The sequence below is a fragment of the Brevundimonas sp. DW-iso22 genome (assembly GCF_058725425.1).
The window spans coordinates 317,124-336,711 of the sequence record NZ_JBZXEB010000004.1 but is presented as its reverse complement, the minus strand read 5'-3'; the positions used below and the strand labels follow the sequence as shown (position 1 = coordinate 336,711).

At 66.9% G+C, this 19,588-nt stretch carries 26 protein-coding genes; 9 read left to right on the top strand and 17 right to left on the bottom strand.

The genetic code is table 11. From position 1 onward, the window contains the following. Nucleotides 1-12 precede the first annotated feature (12 nt). Nucleotides 13-1,569, bottom strand: a complete 1,557-nt coding sequence (locus tag AC4PRM_RS07965) for an ABC transporter permease (protein ID WP_492039452.1) — start codon at nt 1,567-1,569, stop codon at nt 13-15. 62 nt (nt 1,570-1,631) lie between these two features. Continuing rightward, nucleotides 1,632-2,675, bottom strand: a complete 1,044-nt coding sequence (locus AC4PRM_RS07960) for an extracellular solute-binding protein (RefSeq protein ID WP_487922529.1) — start codon at nt 2,673-2,675, stop codon at nt 1,632-1,634. Nucleotides 2,676-2,831: 156 nt separating this feature from the next. Between AC4PRM_RS07960 and AC4PRM_RS07955 the strand changes: the two genes are divergently transcribed. Further along, nucleotides 2,832-3,608, top strand: coding sequence for a transglutaminase-like domain-containing protein (locus AC4PRM_RS07955; RefSeq protein ID WP_373258194.1), 777 nt, complete (start codon nt 2,832-2,834; stop codon nt 3,606-3,608). On the opposite strand, the gene AC4PRM_RS07950 is transcribed toward AC4PRM_RS07955, so the two are convergent. Both AC4PRM_RS07950 and AC4PRM_RS07945 read right to left on the bottom strand, forming a co-directional pair. After that, nucleotides 3,605-5,344: a M1 family metallopeptidase gene (locus tag AC4PRM_RS07950; RefSeq protein WP_492039451.1), complete on the bottom strand. Its 1,740-nt coding sequence runs from the start codon at nt 5,342-5,344 to the stop codon at nt 3,605-3,607. The genes AC4PRM_RS07955 and AC4PRM_RS07950 overlap by 4 nt on opposite strands. 99 nt (nt 5,345-5,443) lie before the next feature. Next, a complete protein-coding gene (locus AC4PRM_RS07945) occupies nt 5,444-5,782 on the bottom strand; it encodes an MmcQ/YjbR family DNA-binding protein (protein WP_492039450.1) in 339 nt (112 codons plus the stop codon). Nucleotides 5,783-6,086: 304 nt separating this feature from the next. On the opposite strand from AC4PRM_RS07945, the gene AC4PRM_RS07940 reads away from it, so the two are divergent. Then, nucleotides 6,087-7,160 (top strand): sensor histidine kinase, encoded by a 1,074-nt coding sequence (locus AC4PRM_RS07940; RefSeq protein WP_492039449.1) that lies wholly within the window; start codon nt 6,087-6,089, stop codon nt 7,158-7,160. Nucleotides 7,161-7,272: 112 nt separating this feature from the next. On the opposite strand, the gene rpmB is transcribed toward AC4PRM_RS07940, so the two are convergent. Continuing rightward, the gene (rpmB, locus tag AC4PRM_RS07935) at nt 7,273-7,572 is read right to left on the bottom strand and encodes a 50S ribosomal protein L28 (protein ID WP_292170981.1); all 300 of its coding nucleotides are present in this window, start codon (nt 7,570-7,572) and stop codon (nt 7,273-7,275) included. A gap of 204 nt (nt 7,573-7,776) precedes the next feature. Here rpmB and AC4PRM_RS07930 point away from each other — a divergent pair, with 204 nt between their 5' ends. Continuing rightward, the gene (locus tag AC4PRM_RS07930; protein WP_373258018.1) at nt 7,777-8,280 is read left to right on the top strand and encodes a DUF3617 domain-containing protein; all 504 of its coding nucleotides are present in this window, start codon (nt 7,777-7,779) and stop codon (nt 8,278-8,280) included. A gap of 27 nt (nt 8,281-8,307) precedes the next feature. Beyond that, on the top strand, nt 8,308-8,601 hold the full coding sequence (locus AC4PRM_RS07925) for a PepSY domain-containing protein (RefSeq protein ID WP_487922534.1): 294 nt from the start codon (nt 8,308-8,310) through the stop codon (nt 8,599-8,601). A gap of 3 nt (nt 8,602-8,604) precedes the next feature. Here AC4PRM_RS07925 and AC4PRM_RS07920 read toward each other — a convergent pair whose 3' ends face one another. From AC4PRM_RS07920 to gapR, 11 genes are all read right to left on the bottom strand, one after another. Further along, nucleotides 8,605-10,047 (bottom strand): SLC13 family permease, encoded by a 1,443-nt coding sequence (locus AC4PRM_RS07920; protein WP_492039448.1) that lies wholly within the window; start codon nt 10,045-10,047, stop codon nt 8,605-8,607. After that, nucleotides 10,044-11,204, bottom strand: coding sequence for a glycerate kinase family protein (locus AC4PRM_RS07915; protein WP_492039447.1), 1,161 nt, complete (start codon nt 11,202-11,204; stop codon nt 10,044-10,046). Before AC4PRM_RS07915 ends, AC4PRM_RS07920 begins: the two co-directional genes overlap by 4 nt. Before the next feature lie 463 nt (nt 11,205-11,667). Continuing rightward, nucleotides 11,668-12,327, bottom strand: a complete 660-nt coding sequence (locus AC4PRM_RS07910) for a hypothetical protein (protein WP_492039446.1) — start codon at nt 12,325-12,327, stop codon at nt 11,668-11,670. After that, entirely contained in the window at nt 12,327-13,685 is a 1,359-nt protein-coding gene (locus tag AC4PRM_RS07905; RefSeq protein WP_492039445.1) for a hypothetical protein, read from the bottom strand. Before AC4PRM_RS07905 ends, AC4PRM_RS07910 begins: the two co-directional genes overlap by 1 nt. Before the next feature lie 42 nt (nt 13,686-13,727). Further along, entirely contained in the window at nt 13,728-13,946 is a 219-nt protein-coding gene (locus tag AC4PRM_RS07900) for a hypothetical protein (RefSeq protein WP_492039444.1), read from the bottom strand. Beyond that, nucleotides 13,943-14,194: a hypothetical protein gene (locus tag AC4PRM_RS07895; RefSeq protein ID WP_492039443.1), complete on the bottom strand. Its 252-nt coding sequence runs from the start codon at nt 14,192-14,194 to the stop codon at nt 13,943-13,945. The genes AC4PRM_RS07900 and AC4PRM_RS07895 overlap by 4 nt, the downstream gene beginning before the upstream one ends. Next, nucleotides 14,191-14,319 (bottom strand): hypothetical protein, encoded by a 129-nt coding sequence (locus AC4PRM_RS07890; protein ID WP_492039442.1) that lies wholly within the window; start codon nt 14,317-14,319, stop codon nt 14,191-14,193. The genes AC4PRM_RS07895 and AC4PRM_RS07890 overlap by 4 nt, the downstream gene beginning before the upstream one ends. Nucleotides 14,320-14,333: 14 nt before the next feature. Continuing rightward, nucleotides 14,334-14,675 (bottom strand): helix-turn-helix transcriptional regulator, encoded by a 342-nt coding sequence (locus tag AC4PRM_RS07885; RefSeq protein ID WP_492039441.1) that lies wholly within the window; start codon nt 14,673-14,675, stop codon nt 14,334-14,336. Further along, nucleotides 14,675-15,154: a hypothetical protein gene (locus AC4PRM_RS07880; RefSeq protein ID WP_492039440.1), complete on the bottom strand. Its 480-nt coding sequence runs from the start codon at nt 15,152-15,154 to the stop codon at nt 14,675-14,677. The genes AC4PRM_RS07885 and AC4PRM_RS07880 overlap by 1 nt, the downstream gene beginning before the upstream one ends. After that, nucleotides 15,154-15,537, bottom strand: a complete 384-nt coding sequence (locus tag AC4PRM_RS07875) for a hypothetical protein (protein WP_492039439.1) — start codon at nt 15,535-15,537, stop codon at nt 15,154-15,156. The genes AC4PRM_RS07880 and AC4PRM_RS07875 overlap by 1 nt, the downstream gene beginning before the upstream one ends. Continuing rightward, nucleotides 15,537-15,812: a nucleoid-associated protein GapR gene (gene gapR / locus AC4PRM_RS07870; protein WP_492039438.1), complete on the bottom strand. Its 276-nt coding sequence runs from the start codon at nt 15,810-15,812 to the stop codon at nt 15,537-15,539. The genes AC4PRM_RS07875 and gapR overlap by 1 nt, the downstream gene beginning before the upstream one ends. 168 nt (nt 15,813-15,980) lie before the next feature. Here gapR and AC4PRM_RS07865 point away from each other — a divergent pair, with 168 nt between their 5' ends. Continuing rightward, nucleotides 15,981-16,547, top strand: a complete 567-nt coding sequence (locus AC4PRM_RS07865; protein WP_492039437.1) for a hypothetical protein — start codon at nt 15,981-15,983, stop codon at nt 16,545-16,547. On the opposite strand, the gene AC4PRM_RS07860 is transcribed toward AC4PRM_RS07865, so the two are convergent. Beyond that, nucleotides 16,533-17,207 carry a helix-turn-helix domain-containing protein gene (locus tag AC4PRM_RS07860; RefSeq protein WP_492039436.1) on the bottom strand — a complete coding sequence of 225 codons (675 nt, stop codon included), beginning with the start codon at nt 17,205-17,207 and terminating at the stop codon, nt 16,533-16,535. The two genes, AC4PRM_RS07865 and AC4PRM_RS07860, sit on opposite strands and share 15 nt — an antisense overlap. A 163-nt stretch (nt 17,208-17,370) precedes the next feature. Between AC4PRM_RS07860 and AC4PRM_RS07855 the strand changes: the two genes are divergently transcribed. The 4 genes from AC4PRM_RS07855 to AC4PRM_RS07840 are packed head-to-tail and all read left to right on the top strand — an operon-like array spanning nt 17,371 to nt 19,586. Beyond that, nucleotides 17,371-17,658 (top strand): hypothetical protein, encoded by a 288-nt coding sequence (locus AC4PRM_RS07855; protein ID WP_492039435.1) that lies wholly within the window; start codon nt 17,371-17,373, stop codon nt 17,656-17,658. Further along, nucleotides 17,655-18,083, top strand: a complete 429-nt coding sequence (locus AC4PRM_RS07850) for a hypothetical protein (protein WP_492039434.1) — start codon at nt 17,655-17,657, stop codon at nt 18,081-18,083. Before AC4PRM_RS07855 ends, AC4PRM_RS07850 begins: the two co-directional genes overlap by 4 nt. Nucleotides 18,084-18,087: 4 nt before the next feature. Then, nucleotides 18,088-18,480, top strand: a complete 393-nt coding sequence (locus AC4PRM_RS07845) for a hypothetical protein (RefSeq protein WP_492039433.1) — start codon at nt 18,088-18,090, stop codon at nt 18,478-18,480. Next, nucleotides 18,477-19,586, top strand: a complete 1,110-nt coding sequence (locus AC4PRM_RS07840; protein ID WP_492039432.1) for a DUF7146 domain-containing protein — start codon at nt 18,477-18,479, stop codon at nt 19,584-19,586. The genes AC4PRM_RS07845 and AC4PRM_RS07840 overlap by 4 nt, the downstream gene beginning before the upstream one ends. Nucleotides 19,587-19,588 lie beyond the last annotated feature (2 nt).

The following is a 19,588-nucleotide window of genomic DNA, read 5'->3' as shown; positions in this document are numbered from 1 at the left end:
ACGATGGCTTGATCAGTGGCCATTGGCATCTCCGGGGCGTGAGCGTGTGATCTTGCGGGTCAGCCAGATCACGGCGGGCAGGGTCAGGGCGATGATCATCAGGCTGGGCCATCCGGCATTGGGCAGGCGCTCGTCGCGCGCATAGTTGTCAGCGATCACAGCCAGGGTGTCGACGTTGAACGGCCTCAGGATCAGGGTGGCGGGCAGTTCCTTCACCACATCGATGAAGACGACCAGGGTGGCGGTCAGCAGGGCCCCGTAAGCGATGGGCAGTCGAACCGACAAGGCGGCCCCGATCTCGCCGCGCCCCAGGGTGCGGGCGGCGGCGACCATTGACGGGGTGACGCGGGTCAGGCCGGCCTCTATCGGCTCCAGAGCTGCCGCCATCAGCCGAGCGGCGTAGGCATAGATCAGCAGCATCAGCCCTACGCCCAGTCCGGACACTGCGCCCGGCACGCCCTGCCAGACAATCGATGCCGGAGCCAACAGGCCGATGGCCATGACCGCGCCGGGGGTCGCATAGCCCAGGCTGCTGATCCGGGCCGCGATTGGCATCCGCTCTGCACTCAAGGCCAGGCAGGTGGCCAGGACGACCGTGGTGATGGCTCCGCCCAGCGCAAGTCCCAAACTATGCGAGGCGGCGATGGCGAGGCGTCTGACATCGGGGTCGATGTCGATGGCGTTGACGGCCATCCAGCCGACAGGAAGAAACAGGCCGAGCGTCAGAAGGCCGGCGCAAAAGCCGAAGGCCAGAGCCCCGCGACCGGCGCTCAGCTGCGTCGGCTGGATCGGCCGCCAGCGGGCGCGAGCAACTTCGTCGGTGCGCCCCCTGCGGCTCAATCGCTCGAACCACAGCAGGACGGCGGCGGTGGCCAGCAGCGGCAGGGCCAGTCGGGCCGCAGATTCCAGCGAGCCGTAGACGAACCAGGATCGCACCACGCCGGTCGTCAGGGTCTGCACGCTGAGGAACTGTACCGCCCCATAATCGGCCAGGGTCTCCATCACGGCCAAAGCGACCCCCGCCGCCAGGGCCGGGCGCAGCAGCGGAAGGCCGACCCGCAACAGGGCCTGCGTCGGCGAACAGCCCAGACTGCGGGCCGCCTCGATGGCCTGGCTGGACTGGTTCACCAGCGCCGCCCGCACCGTCAGATAGACGTAGGGATAGAAGGCCATCGACAGCACGAAGGCGGCGCCGGGCAGGCTACGGATCTGGGGGCCCCAGTCGATGCCGGGCACAGTTCGCATCCAGGTCCGCAGATCGCCCGCCACATCAAACAGGTCGGAATAGCCATAGGCCAGGGCAAAGGCAGGTGCGGCCAGGGGCAGGGCCAGGGCCCAGGCGAAGACAGACCTCCCCGGAAAGCGATGCATGACCACCAGCCATGCCGAAACCGATCCCAACACGGCGGTTGCCAAGGCGACCATCAAGGCCAGGGCGACTGAGGTCAGGGCATAGCGGACCAGGTCCGAGGCGGCGATGTCGGCCCGCCCTTCTCCAAAGGCTGCGGCCACGACCCCGATCAGGGGAGCGATAGCCACAGCGGCGGCCAGCCAGGCCAGCAGCCGCAACAGAGAAGGCCCGCCGACGCGAAACGCGCGGCGGGCCGGGGTTGGCCGGACGGTGTCGGGACCTATCGCCAGCCCGCCGCGCTCATCAGGCTCTGGGCCTCGGCCTGGCGTGGCCCATAGACGGCGACCGACATCGGATGAGCCGTGAAGTCCGCATAGGCATTGGTCGGGGCCGGCACCGGGACGGCCGGGTTGCCCGGGAACTCGTTATTGCCCGCCGACACCGCCGTCTGCGCCTCGGGCGACGCAAGGAATTCCAGCAACCGCACGGCATTCTCGCGGTTCGGCGCATTCGCAGCGACGCCTCCGCCCGACACATTGATGTGCGCGCCCTGACCGGCCAGCGACGGGAACGACAGTTTGACCTTCTGGGTCACTGCCCGGTCGGCGGCATCTTCGCCATTGGCCATACGGATGTAATAGTAGCTGTTGGTCAGGGCGATCTCGCAGACACCAGCGTTGACGGCGCGGATCTGATCGCGGTCGCCGCCCTCGGGCGGACGGGCCATGTTGGCGACGACGCCCCGCGTCCATTCGGCAGTCTTTTCCGGACCCCATGCCTCGATCAAGGCACCGACCAGCGATAGGTTGTAGACGCTGTCGGCCGAGCGGACGCAAAGCTTGCCCCGGAAACGCGGCGAGGCGATTTCCTCGTAGGTGTCGATCTCGGCCGGCTGAACCTTGGACGAGTCATAGGCTACGATCCGCGCGCGGCGGTTCAGACCAAACCAGCGGCCCTGCGGATCGCGCAGATTGGCCGGAATGGCGTCCGTCAGCACTTCAGAGGTCGTGGGCTGGAGCAGATTGGCGTTCTGTGCCCGCCACAGGGCCCCGGCATCGGCCGTAATGAAGACGTCGGCGGGGCTGGCAGAGCCCTCGCTGCCCATGCGGGCGATCAACTGGTCGGCATTGCCTTCGATGATATTGACCCGGATGCCTGTCTGTTCGGTGAACCGGTCATACAGGGCCCGGTCGGAGTCATAGTGACGCGCGGTGTACAGGTTGACGACACCGGCATCGGCCGCATCGGTTGCGGACGGTTCTCCCTGACCACAGGCGGATACGACCGCGGCGAGGGCGACGGGCAAAATGAATTTGGTTCGCATATGCATAAGCGAAGTCTTCCCTCCACGGCGCGGATGGTCAAGGGGCAGGCGGACGCGGTCCAGCGTCGCACCGTTTGCGGGGAACGCAGACTGACACGGAACACCGGTTAAACCGCCACGTTGACGCCGTGTCCGTACTCCTTCACTCGAGCCCTCATGAAAATCCGAGTCCGTGCCGAACTGGTCTATCGTTTCGATCCCCCGACGGATGCGATCTACAAGATTCAGGTGGCCCACTGGCCGGGGCAAAACATCCTTGAGGAGACGCTGACCACAACGCCGGAGGTCGAGTTCCAGCATGATCAGGACGACGAGTTCGGGGCGCGCACGTTGCGGGCGCATCTGCAGGGCGAAGTCGCGCTGGTCTATGAGGCGGTGGTCGACAACGGCACGCTGAAGGGCCTTCCGCCGGTCACGGTCCAGCATGACTGGAACGACCTGCCGGCCGAGGTGCTGCCCTATCTGAACCCCAGCCGCTATTGTCCGTCGGACCAGTTCGGACGGTTCGTAGAGCGGACGTTCGGCGGCACGGTCGGCGGCGACCGGGTGCTGAAGATCCTGAACTGGATCGCCGAGAACATCGACTACGAGCCCGGTGCCTCCGACAGTGAGACCACGGCGGCACGGACCTTCATCGACCGGGCGGGGGTGTGCCGCGACTTCACCCACATGGGCATCACCCTGTGCCGGGCCTCGGGCATTCCGGCGCGCGCGGTCAGCGCCTTTGCGCATCAGCTGAGCCCGCCGGATTTCCACGCCATCTTCGAGGTCTGGCTGTCGGATGGCTGGTGGCTGGTCGATCCGACGGGGCTGGCTCCCGTCGAGGGTCTGGTGCGGATCGCCTGCGGGCGCGACGCCGCCGACATCGCCTTCCTGACCACCCAGGGGTCGTGCCAGATGGTGCGCCAGTCGGTGACGGCCGAGGCGGTCTAGTTTCCGCCTGACGCCTTCCACGCCTCGATGAAGTCCAGGCGGCGCAGGACCTTGCTGTCCGGGTCGATCAGGATGTGGCTGGCTGCGCGGGCCTCGATGAAACCGCGGCCGCCGGGCATGGCCACGGTCGTGCGCCGGCCATCGATCTCGACCTCGACCGGCATGGGGAAGGGCTTGCCGTCGCCGGTAACCCATTCCAGCGCAAGCCCGCGCTCGTCGCGGGTCTGGCGCAGGTCGGGCAGGGCGGCCTGATACAGATAGCCGTCGAAGAACCAGCCCAGATCCTGACCCGTCTCCTCGTTGATCAGGGCCAGAAACTCGCGTGTGGTGCCATAGCGGGGCTGGAACGCGCCAGGCTTCGGCGTCGCCGTGCCATAGACCAGCCGGGTCACGGCGCGAAAGAAGGCCTCGTCCCCGACCAGCATGCGCAGGGAATGCGAGATCAGCGAGCCCTTGTTGTAGAGGTCCAGCCCCGGCCCGGTGTCGCCCTCATAGACCTCGGCCACGGCGCGGTCGGTGCCGGAGACGACGGGGTAGCGGTTGATCAGGTCCCGCCGCTGCTGCAACAGGCTGGCCTGCATGAAGCGCTCGCCGTTCAGCCAGCGGTCGTAGAGCGGCTGCATATAGCTGCCCAGCCCTTCGTGCAGCCACATGTCGTCGGCGTTGCGATTGGTCAGCTGATTGCCGAACCATTCATGGCTCAGCTCGTGGTGCAGCAGCCAGTCGAAGCCGCGCCCGTCCAGCCGGTAGCCGTTGCCATAGGCGTTGATGGTCTGGTGCTCCATGCCCAGATGCGGCGTCTCCACCACCCCCATCTTCTCGTCACCGAAGGGGTAGGGGCCGACGGTGGCCTCGAAGAAATCCACCATGGGCGCGAACTGGTCGAACAGGACCTTCACCTTGGCCGGGTCGTCGCCGCGCAGATACCAGTAGGTCAGGGGGATGACGTTGCCGAACCGGCTGACATAGTCGGTGGTCATCTCGTCATACGGCCCGATGTTCAGGGCGATGGCATAGGTGTTGGGGCTACGCGCGCTCCAGTTCCAGGTCGTGGTGCCGTCGCCGTTGTCGGTCTTGCCGACGAACCGCCCGTTCGACGGCGCGGCCAGATCGGACGGCACGGTGATGTGCAGGTCGACGCGGCCCGGTTCGGCCAGCGGATGGTCGATGCAGGGCCAGAACAGGTCGCAGCCCTCGCCCTGAACCGCCGTGGCGATCCACGGCTGGCCATCGGGGGTCGTGGACCAGACGAAGCCGCCGTCCCAGGGCGCGCGGGGGGCGACGCGCGGCTGGCCGGCATAGGCGATGCGCAGGGAGGCGGTCTGGCCCGTCTGAAGCGTGCGACCCAGCGGCACGGTCATGCGGCCCTCGGGATTGGTCCAGGTGCCGGGTGCGATCTCCTGCCCGTCGACCTGGACGGAGGAGACGGCGAACCGGGTGTCCAGTTCGACCACCAGGGCCTCGACCGGCGACTGGGCCGTGAAGTCCAGCACGGCGACCGCGTCGATGGCCTTGTCCGCAGGCATGACCCGGATCGAAAGATCGGCCTTGTCGAAGCGCACCGCGACCTGTTCGGGCGTGCGGGGCTGGTCGGTGGCCAGGGTGAAGGCGGAGGATTCGACGGAGATGTCGGTGACGACAGGGGCGGGTGCGTCCTGGGCCGAGGCTGTGAGGGGGGCCGCGGTCAGGGCCAAGACGGAGACGGTGGCGACGGCGACACGGCGGAATACGGACACGAAGGGCTCCGGGACGGACAGGGGGATCAGCCTAGAGACACAGTCGGTGTGCGCAAGTGATCCATTCCTCCCCCGATGGGGGAGGAATGCCGCTGCGGATCAGCCCTTGCCCGCTCGCGCCTTGCGCTGGACCGCCGTAGCGCGCCGGGCCCAGGCCTTGTCGATCTGTTCGCGCAGGCGGTCGTCGTCGGCCACGGCATAGCGGACCAGGACGGCGGGCCAGCCCTCGAAATGCGGGGTCTGGAAATAGGTCTGCGGCTCCGTCTCCATCAGCAGCGCCACGGTGTCGCGATCCAGCGCCAGGGCCAAGGCGTCGGGGTCGGCATTGTCATTGACGATCCAGTGCCCCCGCACCCGCACGCACCGCCCGCCATGCAGGGTGGACGCCTCCGCTCCGGGCTGGCTCAGCGCATGGGCGAACATCTGGTCGCGGGTCATGAAGTGTCCTCGGGGCGAGGTCGTTGTTACCTGCAACGTACAGAGCGAACCGTCAGAAGGAAGCCGGTCGCCAATGTCCGGTTTCCGGCGGCATTGTGATGACGGCTTCTGATCCGTTGCGGACGTTAGGAGCACTTGCAGCTAAAGCTCCCGACATGATCCTAAGTCAGTCTGGACGTAAGTTCGCCAAATGCTGGATCACAGAGTTATATGGTCTAGCCTAAATGTGCAGAGCCGCCGCTCTGAGTGGGGAGCAGCTATGACGATAGCTTTACGCCCGGATGAACAGGAGCGACTAGCGGCGTTGGCCAGCTATGCCGTGCTCGACACCCCACGCGAGAGCGACTTCGATGACATAGTGAAGTTAGCTTCCGAAATCTGCGAGACGCCCATAGCCGTTGTGAATTTGATCGGGGATGGACGGCAGTTTTTTAAAGCCGAGATTGGGTTAGGCGTCCGTGAGACGCCGCTCGAGACGTCATTCTGCGGTCATGCGCTGTTGGCCGATGACTTCATGGTGGTGCCTGACGCAACTCTCGATCATCGGTTTGACTGCAATCCGCTTGTCACTGGCGATCCGGGACTACGGTTTTACGCGGGAGCCCTGCTGAAAACTGCAGCGGGGTTGCCGATCGGCACTCTATGCGTGCTCGACTATGAGCCGAAAGACCTCCCGCCACGCCAACGCATGGCCCTACGCACCCTCGCCAACCAAGTGATGACGCAACTCGAGTTGAGACGCCTGAACACCCATCTGGCCGAGCGCGTCGCAGAGGTGGAAGCCGAGCGTGATAAATCAGAGATGCTCGGCAGGGAGATCGACCACCGCGTCATGAATAGTCTGCAGTTCGTCTCCGGATTGCTGAAGATGCAGGCGAAAACCGAAGGTAACAGCGAAACGGCCCGCCAACTCGGCCTGGCGGCGTCGCGGGTGGACACAGTTGCCCGGGTACACCGCCACTTCTACGTAGAGGACGCCATCGAGACGACCTGTGCCCTAGCTTATACCGAGCGGCTGTTGGCCGATCTCTCCGATGTCATATCGCCGTGCACGGTCACAACGCTGGGTCAACCGACGCCAATCCCGACCACGTTGGTTATGCCTATTGGTCTGGTCACTAACGAACTCGTCACCAACGCCGCCAAACACGGTGCGCCACGTGTCGAAGTTCGGATCTGTACGAGCGGCCAAGGTGTACGAATCGAGGTTGAAGATGACGGTCCCGGTCTTCCCGCCGACTTCGATCCGGCAGCCCAAAAAGGTCTCGGCATGAGGGTTGTTCGGTCGCTCGTTGATCAGCACGCGGGGGTGCTCTCCTTCGGCAAAGGTCGAAATGGTGGTGCTCATTTTACCGCCACGCTCGCGGAGGTCCGCTAACCACCCACCACGGCGCACGCCCGATCTGCCATCAGGGGTAGCCCCCGATCCCGCGCAAAGAAAAAGGCCGGTGTTTCCACCGGCCCTCTTCACATCTTGATGTCGTCGCCGATCAGGCGGCGGTGGCTTGCTCGGCCAGCTTGGCCTTGACCTGGCGCTTGATGCGCTGGGCGGCCATCGACAGTTGCTCGTCGCGGGCCTTGACGATGAAGGGGTCCAGGCCACCCTTGTAGTCGAGGGTGCGCAGGGCGGCGTTCGAGATCCGCAGGCTGAAGGTCTGGCCCAGGGCTTCCGAGGCGACCTTGACCGTCTTCAGCGACGGCAGGAAGCGGCGCTTGGTCTTGACGTTCGAGTGGCTCACGCTGTGGCCGACCATGGGGCCGATACCGGTGAGTTCGCAGCGACGCGACATGGGACTATCCTTGGGCAGAGGCGTCCACGAAGCGTATGGACGCATGAAATGATTGCGCGCAGGAACGGGGCTCCTGCGCGAGAGGGGGCCGTATAGAGGAGGGTGCCCCGCCGCGTCAAGGGTTTCGCGCCCGTTCAGGCCCCGTTCAATTGCGCCCCTGTATCCGCTCTAATGATGAAACGCCCTTCTGTCGAAAGACCCGCCATGTCTCGCAAGCCCAGCCGTGTCTTCAGCCGCGTCCTGGCCACCGCCGCGCCCGTGATCGCCGGGGCCCTGTTCCTGGCCGCGCCGGCGGCCGCGCCGATGGCCGGCCCCTCCTATCAGGCCGCCGCGACGGCCGCGCCACCGGTCCTGCCCGGCTACTGGGAATATACCACCAGCGCCCTGGGTCAGCGGGACACCGAGACCAAATGCGTGCGCCCCAGCGAGATCAACCGATTCTTCGGCGGCCTGTCGACGCGGCATTATCAGTGCACCTATCCGGTGCGTCAGGTCGGCAACGGCAATGCCCGGTTCGAGGGCAACTGCGTCTCGCGCAGCGGCCGTCAGGCCCGCGTGCGCCTGAACGGCACCTATCAGGCCGAGCAGTTCAGCTTCCGCGGCGGGGCCTCGGTCAAGGCGGCGGGGATCTGGAGCCCCTTCATCCCCGCGACCATCACCGCACGGCGACTGGCGGCCCAGTGCCCGGCCAATGCCGAGTATTTCTGACGGCAGACCGCTGAACAGGAGGACGTCATGAGACTGCACCTATTGACCCTGACGGTCGCGGCCCTGGCCTTCAGCCTGCCGGCGTCCGTCACGGCGCAGGATCGTGAGCGCCCGGCGGTCCGTCAGGGCATAAGCGAGGCCCGCGCCCTGCAGATCGCGCGCGGCTACGGCATGGTCCGGGTCGACGAGATCGAACAGGACGATGGAGGCTGGGAGATCGAGGGTCGCGACCAGCGGGGTCGCAAGCTGGAAATCGACATCAACCGCGACGGTCGCGTGACCCGGGTCGACCGCTCGAACGACCGCGACGACGACGACTGACCATCAGGTGGATAGCGCCAGCCCCGTCCACTTCCACCAGGCGAAATAGAAGACGATCATCAGCAACAGGTGCACCGGCGTCAGGATGGCGCTGAGCCGCATCAGATCGCGCGGGCGGAAGGTGACGCCATCCGCATCCTGGAACATCAGCAGCGCCTTGGAACAGACCGGAAGCGTCAGGCAGTAGTTCATGCCCGCTGTGGCGATGAACAGCACAGCCACCGGATTGAGCTCGGCCGTCTGGGCCATCAGGATGAAGGGCGGCCCCAGGGCTGCGGTGCGGGCCACGTGGCTGGTCATGAACAGGTGTGACGCCAGGCTGATCACGGCGATGGCCGCGATGACGGCGATCTCGGGCGCATTGCCGCCCCTGATGGTGTTTAGATTGGCAATGTCGAACATCGCGCCGACCAGCCACCCGGCCGCCTGGGTATTGATCAGGGCCTGGCCCAGAACCAGCGCCGCCCCCACGAACAGGACCAGCGACCAGTTCACCGCCTTCATCGCCGCCTTGAACTTCAGCACGCCCAGGCGCGGGGCGGTCAGGGCGATCATGGCCACGACCGCGACGCTGGCGATGCGATAGCCGTGCCACTGGGTGGTGAACCACAGGCCGAAGGTGACGGCCGCAATGGCCAGTGTCGTCCATTCGGCCCGGCTCATGGGCGTGTCGCTGCGGGCTAGAAGCGGAACGGGTGCCGCCCGTTCCGGACCGTCCAGGAACAGCCGCAGCACGACCCAGCATGACGCCAGCGAAGCTGCCAGGGCGAAAGGCAGGCCCCACAGGGCCCATTGCGCAAAGCCGAACCGCTCGCCGATCCGTTGATACAGCAGGTCTTCGGCCAGCAGGTGCGAGCCTGCGCCGGTCAGGGCCGCCGTGGTCGCCACCAGGATGATGGTGGGGATCAGGATGGCATAGGCCCGACGTCCGCGTTCCGCCGCCTGGCCCCGCTCCACGCCGAAGAAGCCGTTGAGGGCCGGCAGGGTCGCCGCCGCCCTGCCCGATGTCGACGGGATCAGGAAGGTCAGCGGGATCAGGGCCAGCGTCGTCAGCCAGAACAGCTGCCCGGTCGTGCGCGCCCGCGACGCGACCGCCGCGGTCAGGCGCGCGGCCAGGCCCGAGCTTTCAAAGGCCGCGCCGATGACGAAGGCCCCGATCATCAGCCAGATGATGTCGTCGGCCAGCATGCCCGTCACGTCGCGCTGGTCCGCCGCGCCGAACAGCACCAGGGCCACGGCCCCCGCCAGGGCGATCCAGGCGGCCTCGATCTTCGTTGTCGCCCACAGGATCACCGCCGTGCCGAACACAGCCAGCGCCACCCGTCCAGGTTGGAACAGGTCGGCCGGCAGCACCACCAGCGCCGTCAGCAGGGCAAAGGCCGACAGCAGTCCCAGAAGCCGGATCCAGGGTCGGCGACGGCCTTTCGCTTCGTGGGTCAGGGTCATCCGCGCGGCATGGCCCGACCGGCCAGGACGGTGCGCATCACATTCTCTGCCGCCAGGATCAGCTGCGCCTCGGCCTCGGCCATGGCCATCTCCATCGGGCAGGGGCGCATGGCGGTCGAGAAGAAGGCATCCACGCCGTGCTGATAGACGATACGCGCCGGATCGCCGACGGCCCCGGCCAGGGCGAAGACAGACAACCCGCGCAGCTTGGCCCGGCGCGCGACCTCTACCGGAATCTTGCCGTTCGGCGTCTGCAGATCGATCCCTCCTTCGGCGGTGAAGACCAGATCGGTCTCGGCCAGGCGGGCATCCAGATCGAAATAGGGCAGGACCACATCGTAGCGGGACCGCAACTCCGCCCCCAGCAGGACCCTCAGCCCCGTGCCCAGGCCGCCGGATGCACCCCCGCCCGGCATCTGGCGCACATCTATGGCGAAGGCGTCCTGCACGACCCGGGCATAGCGATCCAGGGCAGCATCCATCCGCTCGACCGTTTCGGGCGACGCGCCTTTCTGGGGGCCAAAGACGCGGGCGACGCCGCGCGGACCGCACAGCACATTGGTGATGTTGCAGATCGCCTCGATGCGAACCTTGTCCAGCCGCAGGTCTCTTTCGGTGATGTCGATATGGTCGAGGCGGGCCAGACCTTCGCAGCCCGGCGGGATGTCGCGACCGTCTGCGTCCAGCAGGCGCAGGCCCAGTGTCTGGGCCATGCCTGCGCCCCCGTCATTCGTCCCCGAATCGCCACAGCCGACCAGGATGCGTTCGGCCCCGCCGTCCAGCGCCGCCTGGATCAGTTCGCCGACACCACGGGTGGTGGTCTTCATCGGGTCGCGCGCATCGGCCGGAACCAGTCTGAGACCGGCGGCCTGGGCCATCTCGACCACGGCTGTCGGTGTCTGCGTTCCGCCCAGCCAGCCCAGGGTCGCCTCCACCGGCTGTCCGACCGGGCCAGTGACCGTCAACGCTTGGAGCCGGCCGCCTGTGGCCACGGCCATCGCCTGGGCAAAGCCTTCGCCGCCGTCGACCAACGGCAGACGCGTCACCCGGGCGTCGGGCAGGGCCCGCAACACGCCCTGGGCGATCGCCTCGGCGACCCGGTCGGCCTCCAGACATTCCTTGTAGCCCGAGGGTGCCACGAGAATGCGCAGGGTCATGACGTCTGTTCCCTCTGGCCAACGATCACTGGTCCTTGGCCGCGCCAGTATGAACAGAAGCTGACACAGTTGCTGGACGCGACCAATCGCGAAGGTCTTCTCCGAAGCCCGTCATATGGCGTGACGTGTCTTGCCATGCTCGAGCCTTCGGAACCTGGGAGGCACGCACGCGGTTCCTGGCCGCTCTGGACCCGATCCATCGGGGCCAGAGCCCATTGTCTTGCGCATTAACCGGACCAGCGATCACTCCGAGCGCGGACGGGGCGCTTCGACGTCTGCTTAGCGAAATCAATGCAGGACGATGGTGGGTGATGTAGGGTTCGAACCTACGACCCGCTGATTAAGAGAAACCGGGACGCCCCGCGAAGCCAGTGGTGGCGGGCACATTGTCAAAGGCAGCCGGGTCGATCAGGGGCGTTTCAGGGCCTGATCGGGTGTGAAAGTCTCACGTGAGACTTGGGGGTTATGCGTCCTCGTCCTGAATTCTGATGGAATAGATTTTGTCTGTAACGATCTTGGCCCGTGCGCTTTCAGACCCGGGGCCATTGCACGTCACCAAAATTGCCTGACCGGCTGCGTCGCGCCTCTCGCTCACATGCTGCAAAGCCCGCTCTGCAAGCTCTTTAAGTCGGGGGGAAAACACCCAGCCGTCAGAGCGCGTGGTCATGGTGAGGCACACTACCTCCTGCGCGCGCCGTTCGCTGTCGAAGATGACAACCGGCCTGCGCGCCGGAAACTGGTCGTCATCATGGGCCACATACTTATCTCGAAGTTTTTTCAACGAGCGATGAGCATCAGCCAAGTCGTCGGCATCAAAAACCTCTTCGGACTTTAGATGCTTCACGCCTTTGCGCCCGCTATTCCTGTCAAAAACAGAGAAATAGCGGACGAGGGCGGCGTCAAAAGCAGCCTCTGCCATGAAATCATCGACGGCGGACATGCCCTCTAACCACGCCAGAACCTTATGAAGGTCGGCGAGCAACACCGTCAGCGCCTGATACGTCGGGTCGATTGGGCTTGGCTCTTGGATTGACCAACCTTCGGGGTAGCCTCTGAGCTGGAAATAGATGCGGCCGTCGGAATGAGTGATCTCGATGTCGCGGTTTTCAGAACTTGCTTCCATCACAGGCTCACCCCCTGACGTGCGAAGTATTTCTCAAGCAGGTCCCGCGCCCGATCCGCGATCTCTGGCCCAATCTCGCCGTAGTGGGCGTCGCCCAGTTCGCCGATGTGTTTGCGGCTCTGCAGGGTACGGCTGGCGATGCCGTCGTCGTCGATGCCCGCATTCTTCATCCAGGTGAATGCGGTGTCGCGCAGGTCCTGGTCGCGGATTTCGGCGCAGCTGGCCAACGTCGCGGCGGCATGGGCGCGGACCTTGGAAAACTGGTTGCGGTAGTGCGAGCCCTCGGGATCGTAGGGCTGGCCCGTCGCTTCGCTGATCAGGACGTGGGTGGGGTGGGCGTCCATCGCCTTGTGACGCGCCCGGACCATGGCCATGCGGGCCTTGCCCAGGCTGGTCAGCGGGGTGCCTCCGACCCGGCCGGTCTTGGAGCGGGCCGCGTTGGCGCGGTCGTCGGCCAAGGTGGCGTGGGTCATGATCAGCCGGTCGACCAGCGACCAGGACAGGTCGAGGCCAAGGCTGATGCTGTCGCCGATGCTGTGCAGGCCCAAGGCGTCGGCCGACGTCAGCATCGTTTTGAACTCCGCGACGGTCCAAGGGCGGATGCGGCCGGGCGGGGTGTCGCGGCGGACCTCCTTGGCCCAGTTCTGGATGGTGCGGCTCTGATGCTTGCGGCACCAGGTCAGCCAGGCGCTGACGGCAGCGAGGACGGCATAGGCCTGGTGCACCCCGGCCTGGTCGTGCAGGGCCCAGTAGGCGCGGTACAGGACGTCATCGACGCCGGTGGCCGTCTCGGCCGGTTCGAAGATGTCGACGCGGCTGGCGCGGATCGTCGCCACGGCGAGGGCGTAGTGGGCCTGGGCAGCGGCGTCGTCTTTCGCCGGCAGGGTGACGTAGCCAGCCAGTGTGTCGATCAATCGTTTCAGGCTGGTCTTGTAGCCGCGCTGGGTCGATGGCTTGAGGCCGCCGCGCACCTCGCCGTCGGGACCGGGCGAGCCCAGGAACTCACGGCTGGCGAAGAAGCCGTCCAGCAGGCGACCGATCGACAGGCGGTCGACGGCGGCGGGCAGGCCAGTGGGGGTGTGCGCCGCACCGTCCGGGGTCATGGCGGCGAAGCCTTCGGCAACCAGCTCGCCGCGACGCCAGGCCGCGACGGCTGCGTTGATGTCACGGGCCGCGTCGCGCGACAGGCCCTCGGACAGGAAGACGCCGTCGGTGCCTTTCAGGTCGCGAGCGCGCCATCCGGACTTGCGCAGGGCGGGCGACGGGATCCATCGCGGGCGGCCGTCGCGGTATTGCCAGTTGGCAGGCGCGTCGCCGTGGCGGCGGAGCCGCTTGGACTTGGTCGGGGCCTTGGTCACCGGGCGGTTCTCCGTCGCCTGGAAAGGGGTGGGATGCTGGCGTCAGGCGGCGGCGGCGTCAACGCCGGTGTTTCGGGCGACGACAGCCGCCCGGCGCGACACCTCGATCGCGGCTCCGTCGACCAGCCGTTCGACTTCCAGCGCGGGATTGATGGCGCGGATGCGGTCGAACAGGGCACAGGCCTCGGCCTGGTCCCGGCATCCCTCCTCATGCCAGGCCCCGCGCACCCAGGCGCGGACGCTATGGGCGAAGACGGTCATGGTTCGGGGGCCGTGATCATGATGGGGCCGATGGCCGGGTCGCCGATCAGGATATCGCGCACGGCCGCAGGGTCGGTGCCCGCCTCGACGGCCGCGACATAGCCCGTCAGGGCCTCGACATTGGCGCTCTTCAGGGCCTCGCCCGCGAGCGACGACGCGACCGTGGCGGACACGGTCATGCCCGCGTGGCCCAGTCGGAGGCGAAGGGTGCTGGCCAGGCGCTTGCGCAGGTCGGTAACGACGGTCACGCCAGCCCCTTGATGCGTAGGCAGAGCCAGAACAGGCCCGCGATGACAAACAGGAGGGCGGCGAGGCCCTGGCCGCGTTCGTTCAGCAGCGGGGCGGGACGGGCACGGTGAGGACGGCGGAACATGACGGCTCTCCAGATCACCGCGCACCGGCCATGAACGACAGCACTGCGCTGCGCTCGCGGTCAATGCGGCGGGCGACGCGGCTGACAGGGGCAGCGTCGAGGGTGTTTTCGTTGGCCGGTGCGTCGGAAACGGTCGTATCTGTCGCGGCCGGGTTCAACAGGGCGGAGCGGTTCTCGGCCTCGCGCCGGATCAGCCACGCATCGAGCGATGCGCGGTTCCAGCGGTACGGGCGTTTCACGACCGGGGCCGGAAACCCCAGATCGCGCACCCAGGACGACCAGCCCTTGCGGACGGTGTCGTAGTGCACCCCCCGGAAGGTGGCGACGCCTTGCATGTCGATCAGGGGGGTGGACATCAGTTCACGGACCAGCCGATCAGGTCACGCGTCACGCGGCCATCGGCATCGGGACGCCCGCGACGGTCGCGGGCGGCGTTGAAGGTGTAGAGCGCCTTCCAGCTGCGGAACCCGGCCAGCTTGGCGAGGGCCAGCAAGGTGTCGGATGTGGCGGCGGGGGTGCCCTGTTCCGCCGCCTCGATCAGGCGCTTGAGGCGTTCGGCCTCGGCGGCCCATTCGTCGCGGTCGCGGAAGCGCAGGTCGGTGACGCGCACCAGGGCGTCTTCGGTGATGACCAGCTGACCGCGCAGGATGCAGCGGCGGCGGGCGACCCGTTCGCGTGGCTTGTCGCCCCGCTTTGCCAGGTCGACGAAGACGTCATCGCCGACGGCGGCGTGGCCACCGGGCACGTTGTTGTCGCGCGGCGCGGCCAGGGTAATCCGCTGGCGGCCGTCGCGGACGGCGGGGCCATGTTCGCGGGGAAGGGTGTAGGCGGGCATCAGTGATGGCTTCTATGCAGCTGGTCGGCGAGGGCTTCGGCCTGGTCGCAGGCCCCGAGCAGATCGAGGGCGGCGCCCTGGCGGCCGGCGAAGTCGATGGTCAGGGCGATGCGCCGCATGGCGTCGGCCGAGGCGATCACGTCCATGCCGCCCCAGTGGACGACGACCAGCGGGCGATAGGGCTGGCCCTCGCGCTTCATCAGGGTGGGGACGCAGTCGAGGCGGTCGCTGCGGGGGGCGGCGCAGGCCAGCAGCAGCTGGGCGGCGAGCCCGGCCTCTTCGGCCGTCTGACAGGCGATGCGGGTGGCGGGTTGAAGGGGCGTCGGACGGACCTCTACCGGAGCCCGCGGAGCCACCGCGAAAGGCAGGACGATGGCGGTCATCAGACTTCACCCAAGGTGGCGAGGTAGAGGTCCATGATGGCGTCTTCTTCCTGACGCTTGGCCTTGTCCTGTTTGCGGATGCGGATGACCTTGCGCAGGATTTTGACGTCGTAGCCCTCGCCCTTGGCCTCGGCGAAGACCTCCTTGATGTCTTCGAGGATTGCGGCCTTGTCCTCTTCCAGCCGCTCGACCCGCTCAATGATGGTGCGGAGGCGGCCCTGGGCCGTGGCGTTGAGAACGTCGGGGGATGCGTCGTGTGAGGCGTCGTCGGCCATGAAGGGCTCCTGTTGATCCGTGCCCCCGCCGCGTCTGCCAGACGACCCACCAGGGGGGATCACGTCTGACGTCTCGTCCGGCGTCATGCATGCGACGCGGCGGGGACAACCGGAAACAAGACTGCTTCGGTTGCTGCTGTCAACCTACAGACACGAAATAGATGCGCTGTGGTGTTTTCTAACTTTGCCATCGTGCTGCTGGCGAGTGGTCATTATCTGCGTCATCGTGAGGGAATGCTGACCTCTCTTGTTGCTGCATTTGCCCTTGTCGCCACCCAGGACCTTATGGAGCGGCGGGGGCTCGCGGCGGTTGAGGTCGCCGAACGCGCCGCCTCGGCAGCAGAGTATGCCGCTGCCATTGAGGAGGCGGCACAGGCCACGAGCGAGGGTGCCGATCAGGAGGCGGCAGACGCCAGCGACGCCCATCTATGGGATGGCGTTTCCGACAATAGGGACCTGTATCTTTGCCTGCCGGCGCGTGCGGTGTGTGACGAGACGGCAGGTGCACTGCCCCGTGCATCGGAGGACCTTTGGGCTTCTAGCGTCCAGCGGCGGCCATCCTTCGAGGAATATCGGAAGCTCCGCGCGGAGATCGACAACGTCTGTGCATTAGCCATGATGGCTTCAGACGAGGCCTTCGAGCTTAAAGAACGACCCTCGCCGGACATGGCACTGGTCTATCTGCATGCTCGAATCTGGATGATAGCGAACGCGGCCTGCTCACCCGCCCCTTAGGCCGATCGCGTAAACGCCCTTCACCTCGGCCAGGTCGAACGTCAGCTCCCGTTCCTTGGGATAGAGTTCGGTGACGTAGAGGTGGTCGTCGTCCATGCGCTCGAACCGCTTCACGGCATAGGAGCCGTCCGCCATTTCGATGACGCAGCCCTGGCCGCGACGCGCGGGCTGGCGGACGTTGTAGGTGACGAAGCCGCCGGGTTCGGCATAGGGGACCATGCTCATTCCGGCGAGGCGCAGCACCTGGGTGCCGGGCGTGAAATACTGGGCGAAGTCGATCACTTCGGCTTCGCCCCCGTCGTCATAGAGGTTGGGCCGCAACGCGCCGCCGTGGGCGATGCCGCCGACCGGGAGGGCCATGACGCGACCGCGCTCGGCCATGCCGGGGTGCGCGAAAGACGCCGACGGCAGAGGCGATGACATGCGGGCCACCTCCAGCTGATGTTCGTCGGCCGACGCGCCGATGGCCTGCAGCGCGCGGGCCAGGATAGGCGTCGACATGGACCGCGCGCCCTTCTCGTAGTTTTTCCAGCTGGTGATGCTGATGCCGACGGCGCGGTCGACGGCCTCTTCCTGGGTGATGCCGGCACGCTTGCGTAGGATCCGAAGCGCCAGCCCGGCCTTCTCGCGCGCAATGCGGTCGTGTTCCGTCGTGTCCATACGACGGGATATCCACGGCTCAGACGCGAGGGCCAGCAACGACATAGTCTCAGTCTAGACGGCATGATGTGTCTAAAGTCCACAAAATAGATACAAAATAGGTTGACGGGGTAAACCAAATCAGGGGCGTATCCGACGCGAACTTCGTTGAACGGACGGACCCGTGACCCCGACACAAGCCCACACTGTTACGACAATACCGGTCGTAAGGCCGCGCCCGGCGCTCGATCGCTGGCTGCGCGATCATGACCTGGACGATGCAGCGGCCGCTGACCTGTTCGGCTGCACGCGGCAGATGGTGCACGCCATGCGACGGCCGTTCGACGACGCGGAGCGCAAGCGGCCAGGGTCCAAGCTGCTGACGCGCATCGTCCGGGCGACGAAAGGCGGCGTGCGGCCCGAAGACTTCAGCCCGCCGGTCGCGGACATCATGAGGGGCCTGGCAGCATGACGCGCACCCTGCACCCCACAACCCGCGACCTGCAGCTGTGGCGGGCACTGTGCAAACAGGCTTGGCGGGCCGAGACGCATCCGACAGGCGCGGGCGGCGACCTGCGCGCGGCGGCGAAGCGGGCGGAGAAGGCCGTGGCTCCGTCGGTCGAGGCGCTGACGACGTTCGGATCGCCCCTGGTGCGGCTGGGCCTGTCCTGGGCGGCGATGGACGATGCGACGCGGACCGCGAACGCCGCGACCCTGCGCTGGCTGGCCGATGGGCTGGGGCCGCTGGTCGGGGCGGAGCGTCGGATCGGGCCGGTGCCCGTGGCGAAGGCGAAGGCGCACCGGACGGTCGGCATCCCCGGCCAGCGGCTGGGTCTGCACGTCCCGCCCGAACCTCATGAACGCGAAGCGCCGATGCGCCGCGATATCTTCGGGTGATGCGATGACCCCGACCAAACGCAGCGGCGACACGGCGCGGGCGGCCTGGCTGCTGGCCGTCGACCTGGCCGAGGGGGCGGTGGATGGTGCCGTTTTCCTGAAAATCTATGCGACGCCCGGCAAGGTGGGGCGGGGGTCGGACGCGCGAACGGCGCTAGCCCGCAAGATCGCCTGCTATCTGGCCGTGACGGTCGCCGACTGCCAGCCCGCGACGCTGGCTAGGGCGGCGCGGCTGGACCGCAAGACTGTGCACAGCCACCTGAACGACGTCGAGGACATGCGCGACAAACCCGGCATCGACCAGATGCTGGACGACCTGCGCGAACGAATGATCACCAGCGCGGCGAGCCTGGTGTTGGCGGCCTATGGCCAATCACCGATGGGGATGGCCGCATGACCCCCCGCCGCGAGCTGCCCCATGACAAGGACCGGGTGAAGGATGCCCTGCAGCAGCGCGTCGACAGCGTGCTGGCCGCGTGCGGGTTCTCCGAGAAGCCGCGCAACGGGATGATCACGCCCCTGAACCCGCGTCGGCCGGACAAGCGGCCGGGGTCGTTCGTCATCTGGCTGGACGGGCGCAAGGGCCTGTCGTTCGTCGACCATTCCAGCGGCGAGAAGGGCGATATCTATGAGCTGATCCGCTGGACCCAGCGGCTGGATGAATGGATCGACGCCTATTGGTGGGCGCTGAACTTCCTCGGCTGGGGGCGGCACGAGGCGCGGTCGGCCGACCAGGTCAAACAGGACCGGGAGGACGCCGAGGCGGCGCGCAAGGCGGCGGTCGCGCGGCAGGATGCCGAAGAGGCGGCCAAGGCGGGCAAGGCCAAGGGGTTCTGGGTCCGCGACTGCCAGGCGATGGTTTGGACGGCGGCGACGCCGGTCCGGACCTATCTGGAAACGGCGCGGGGCCTGCCGCTCGATCGCCTGCAGGCCATGCCGGGCGCGATCCGGTATCACCCGGCGCTGGAGCATTTCGACCGGGCGACGGGCGAGCTGACGGAATGGCCTGCCATGGTCACGGCCATGAGCGGGTCGGACGGCGACGTGCGGGCCATTCACCGGACCTGGCTGGCCCCTGACGGGCTGAATAAAGCTCCGGTCGACAAGGCCAAGAAGATGAGCGGCGTCGCGCGGGGATGCGCGATGCGCCTGGCCAAGGGGGAGGGCGGCCTGTCGCCCGAGGAAGCGGTACGCCGGGGCGTGACGGGGCCGCTGATCATCACCGAAGGGATCGAGGACGGACTGACGGCCGCGATCGCGCAGCCGGGGGCGCGCGTCTGGGCGGCCGGGAGCCTGTCGCTGCTGGGCGAGCTGGCCTGGCATCCGTGCGCGTCGTCCGTGGTGCTGGTGGCCGACAACGACTGGCACACGCCCGCCGCCATGGCCGCGTTCGAGGCGGTCGAGGCGAAGTGGAAGGCGATGGCGCAGGGGCGGCCGCTGAAGGTCGTCCGGGCCGACGTCGGCAAGGATTTGAACGACTGGGCACGGGGGAGGGCTGCGTGAGC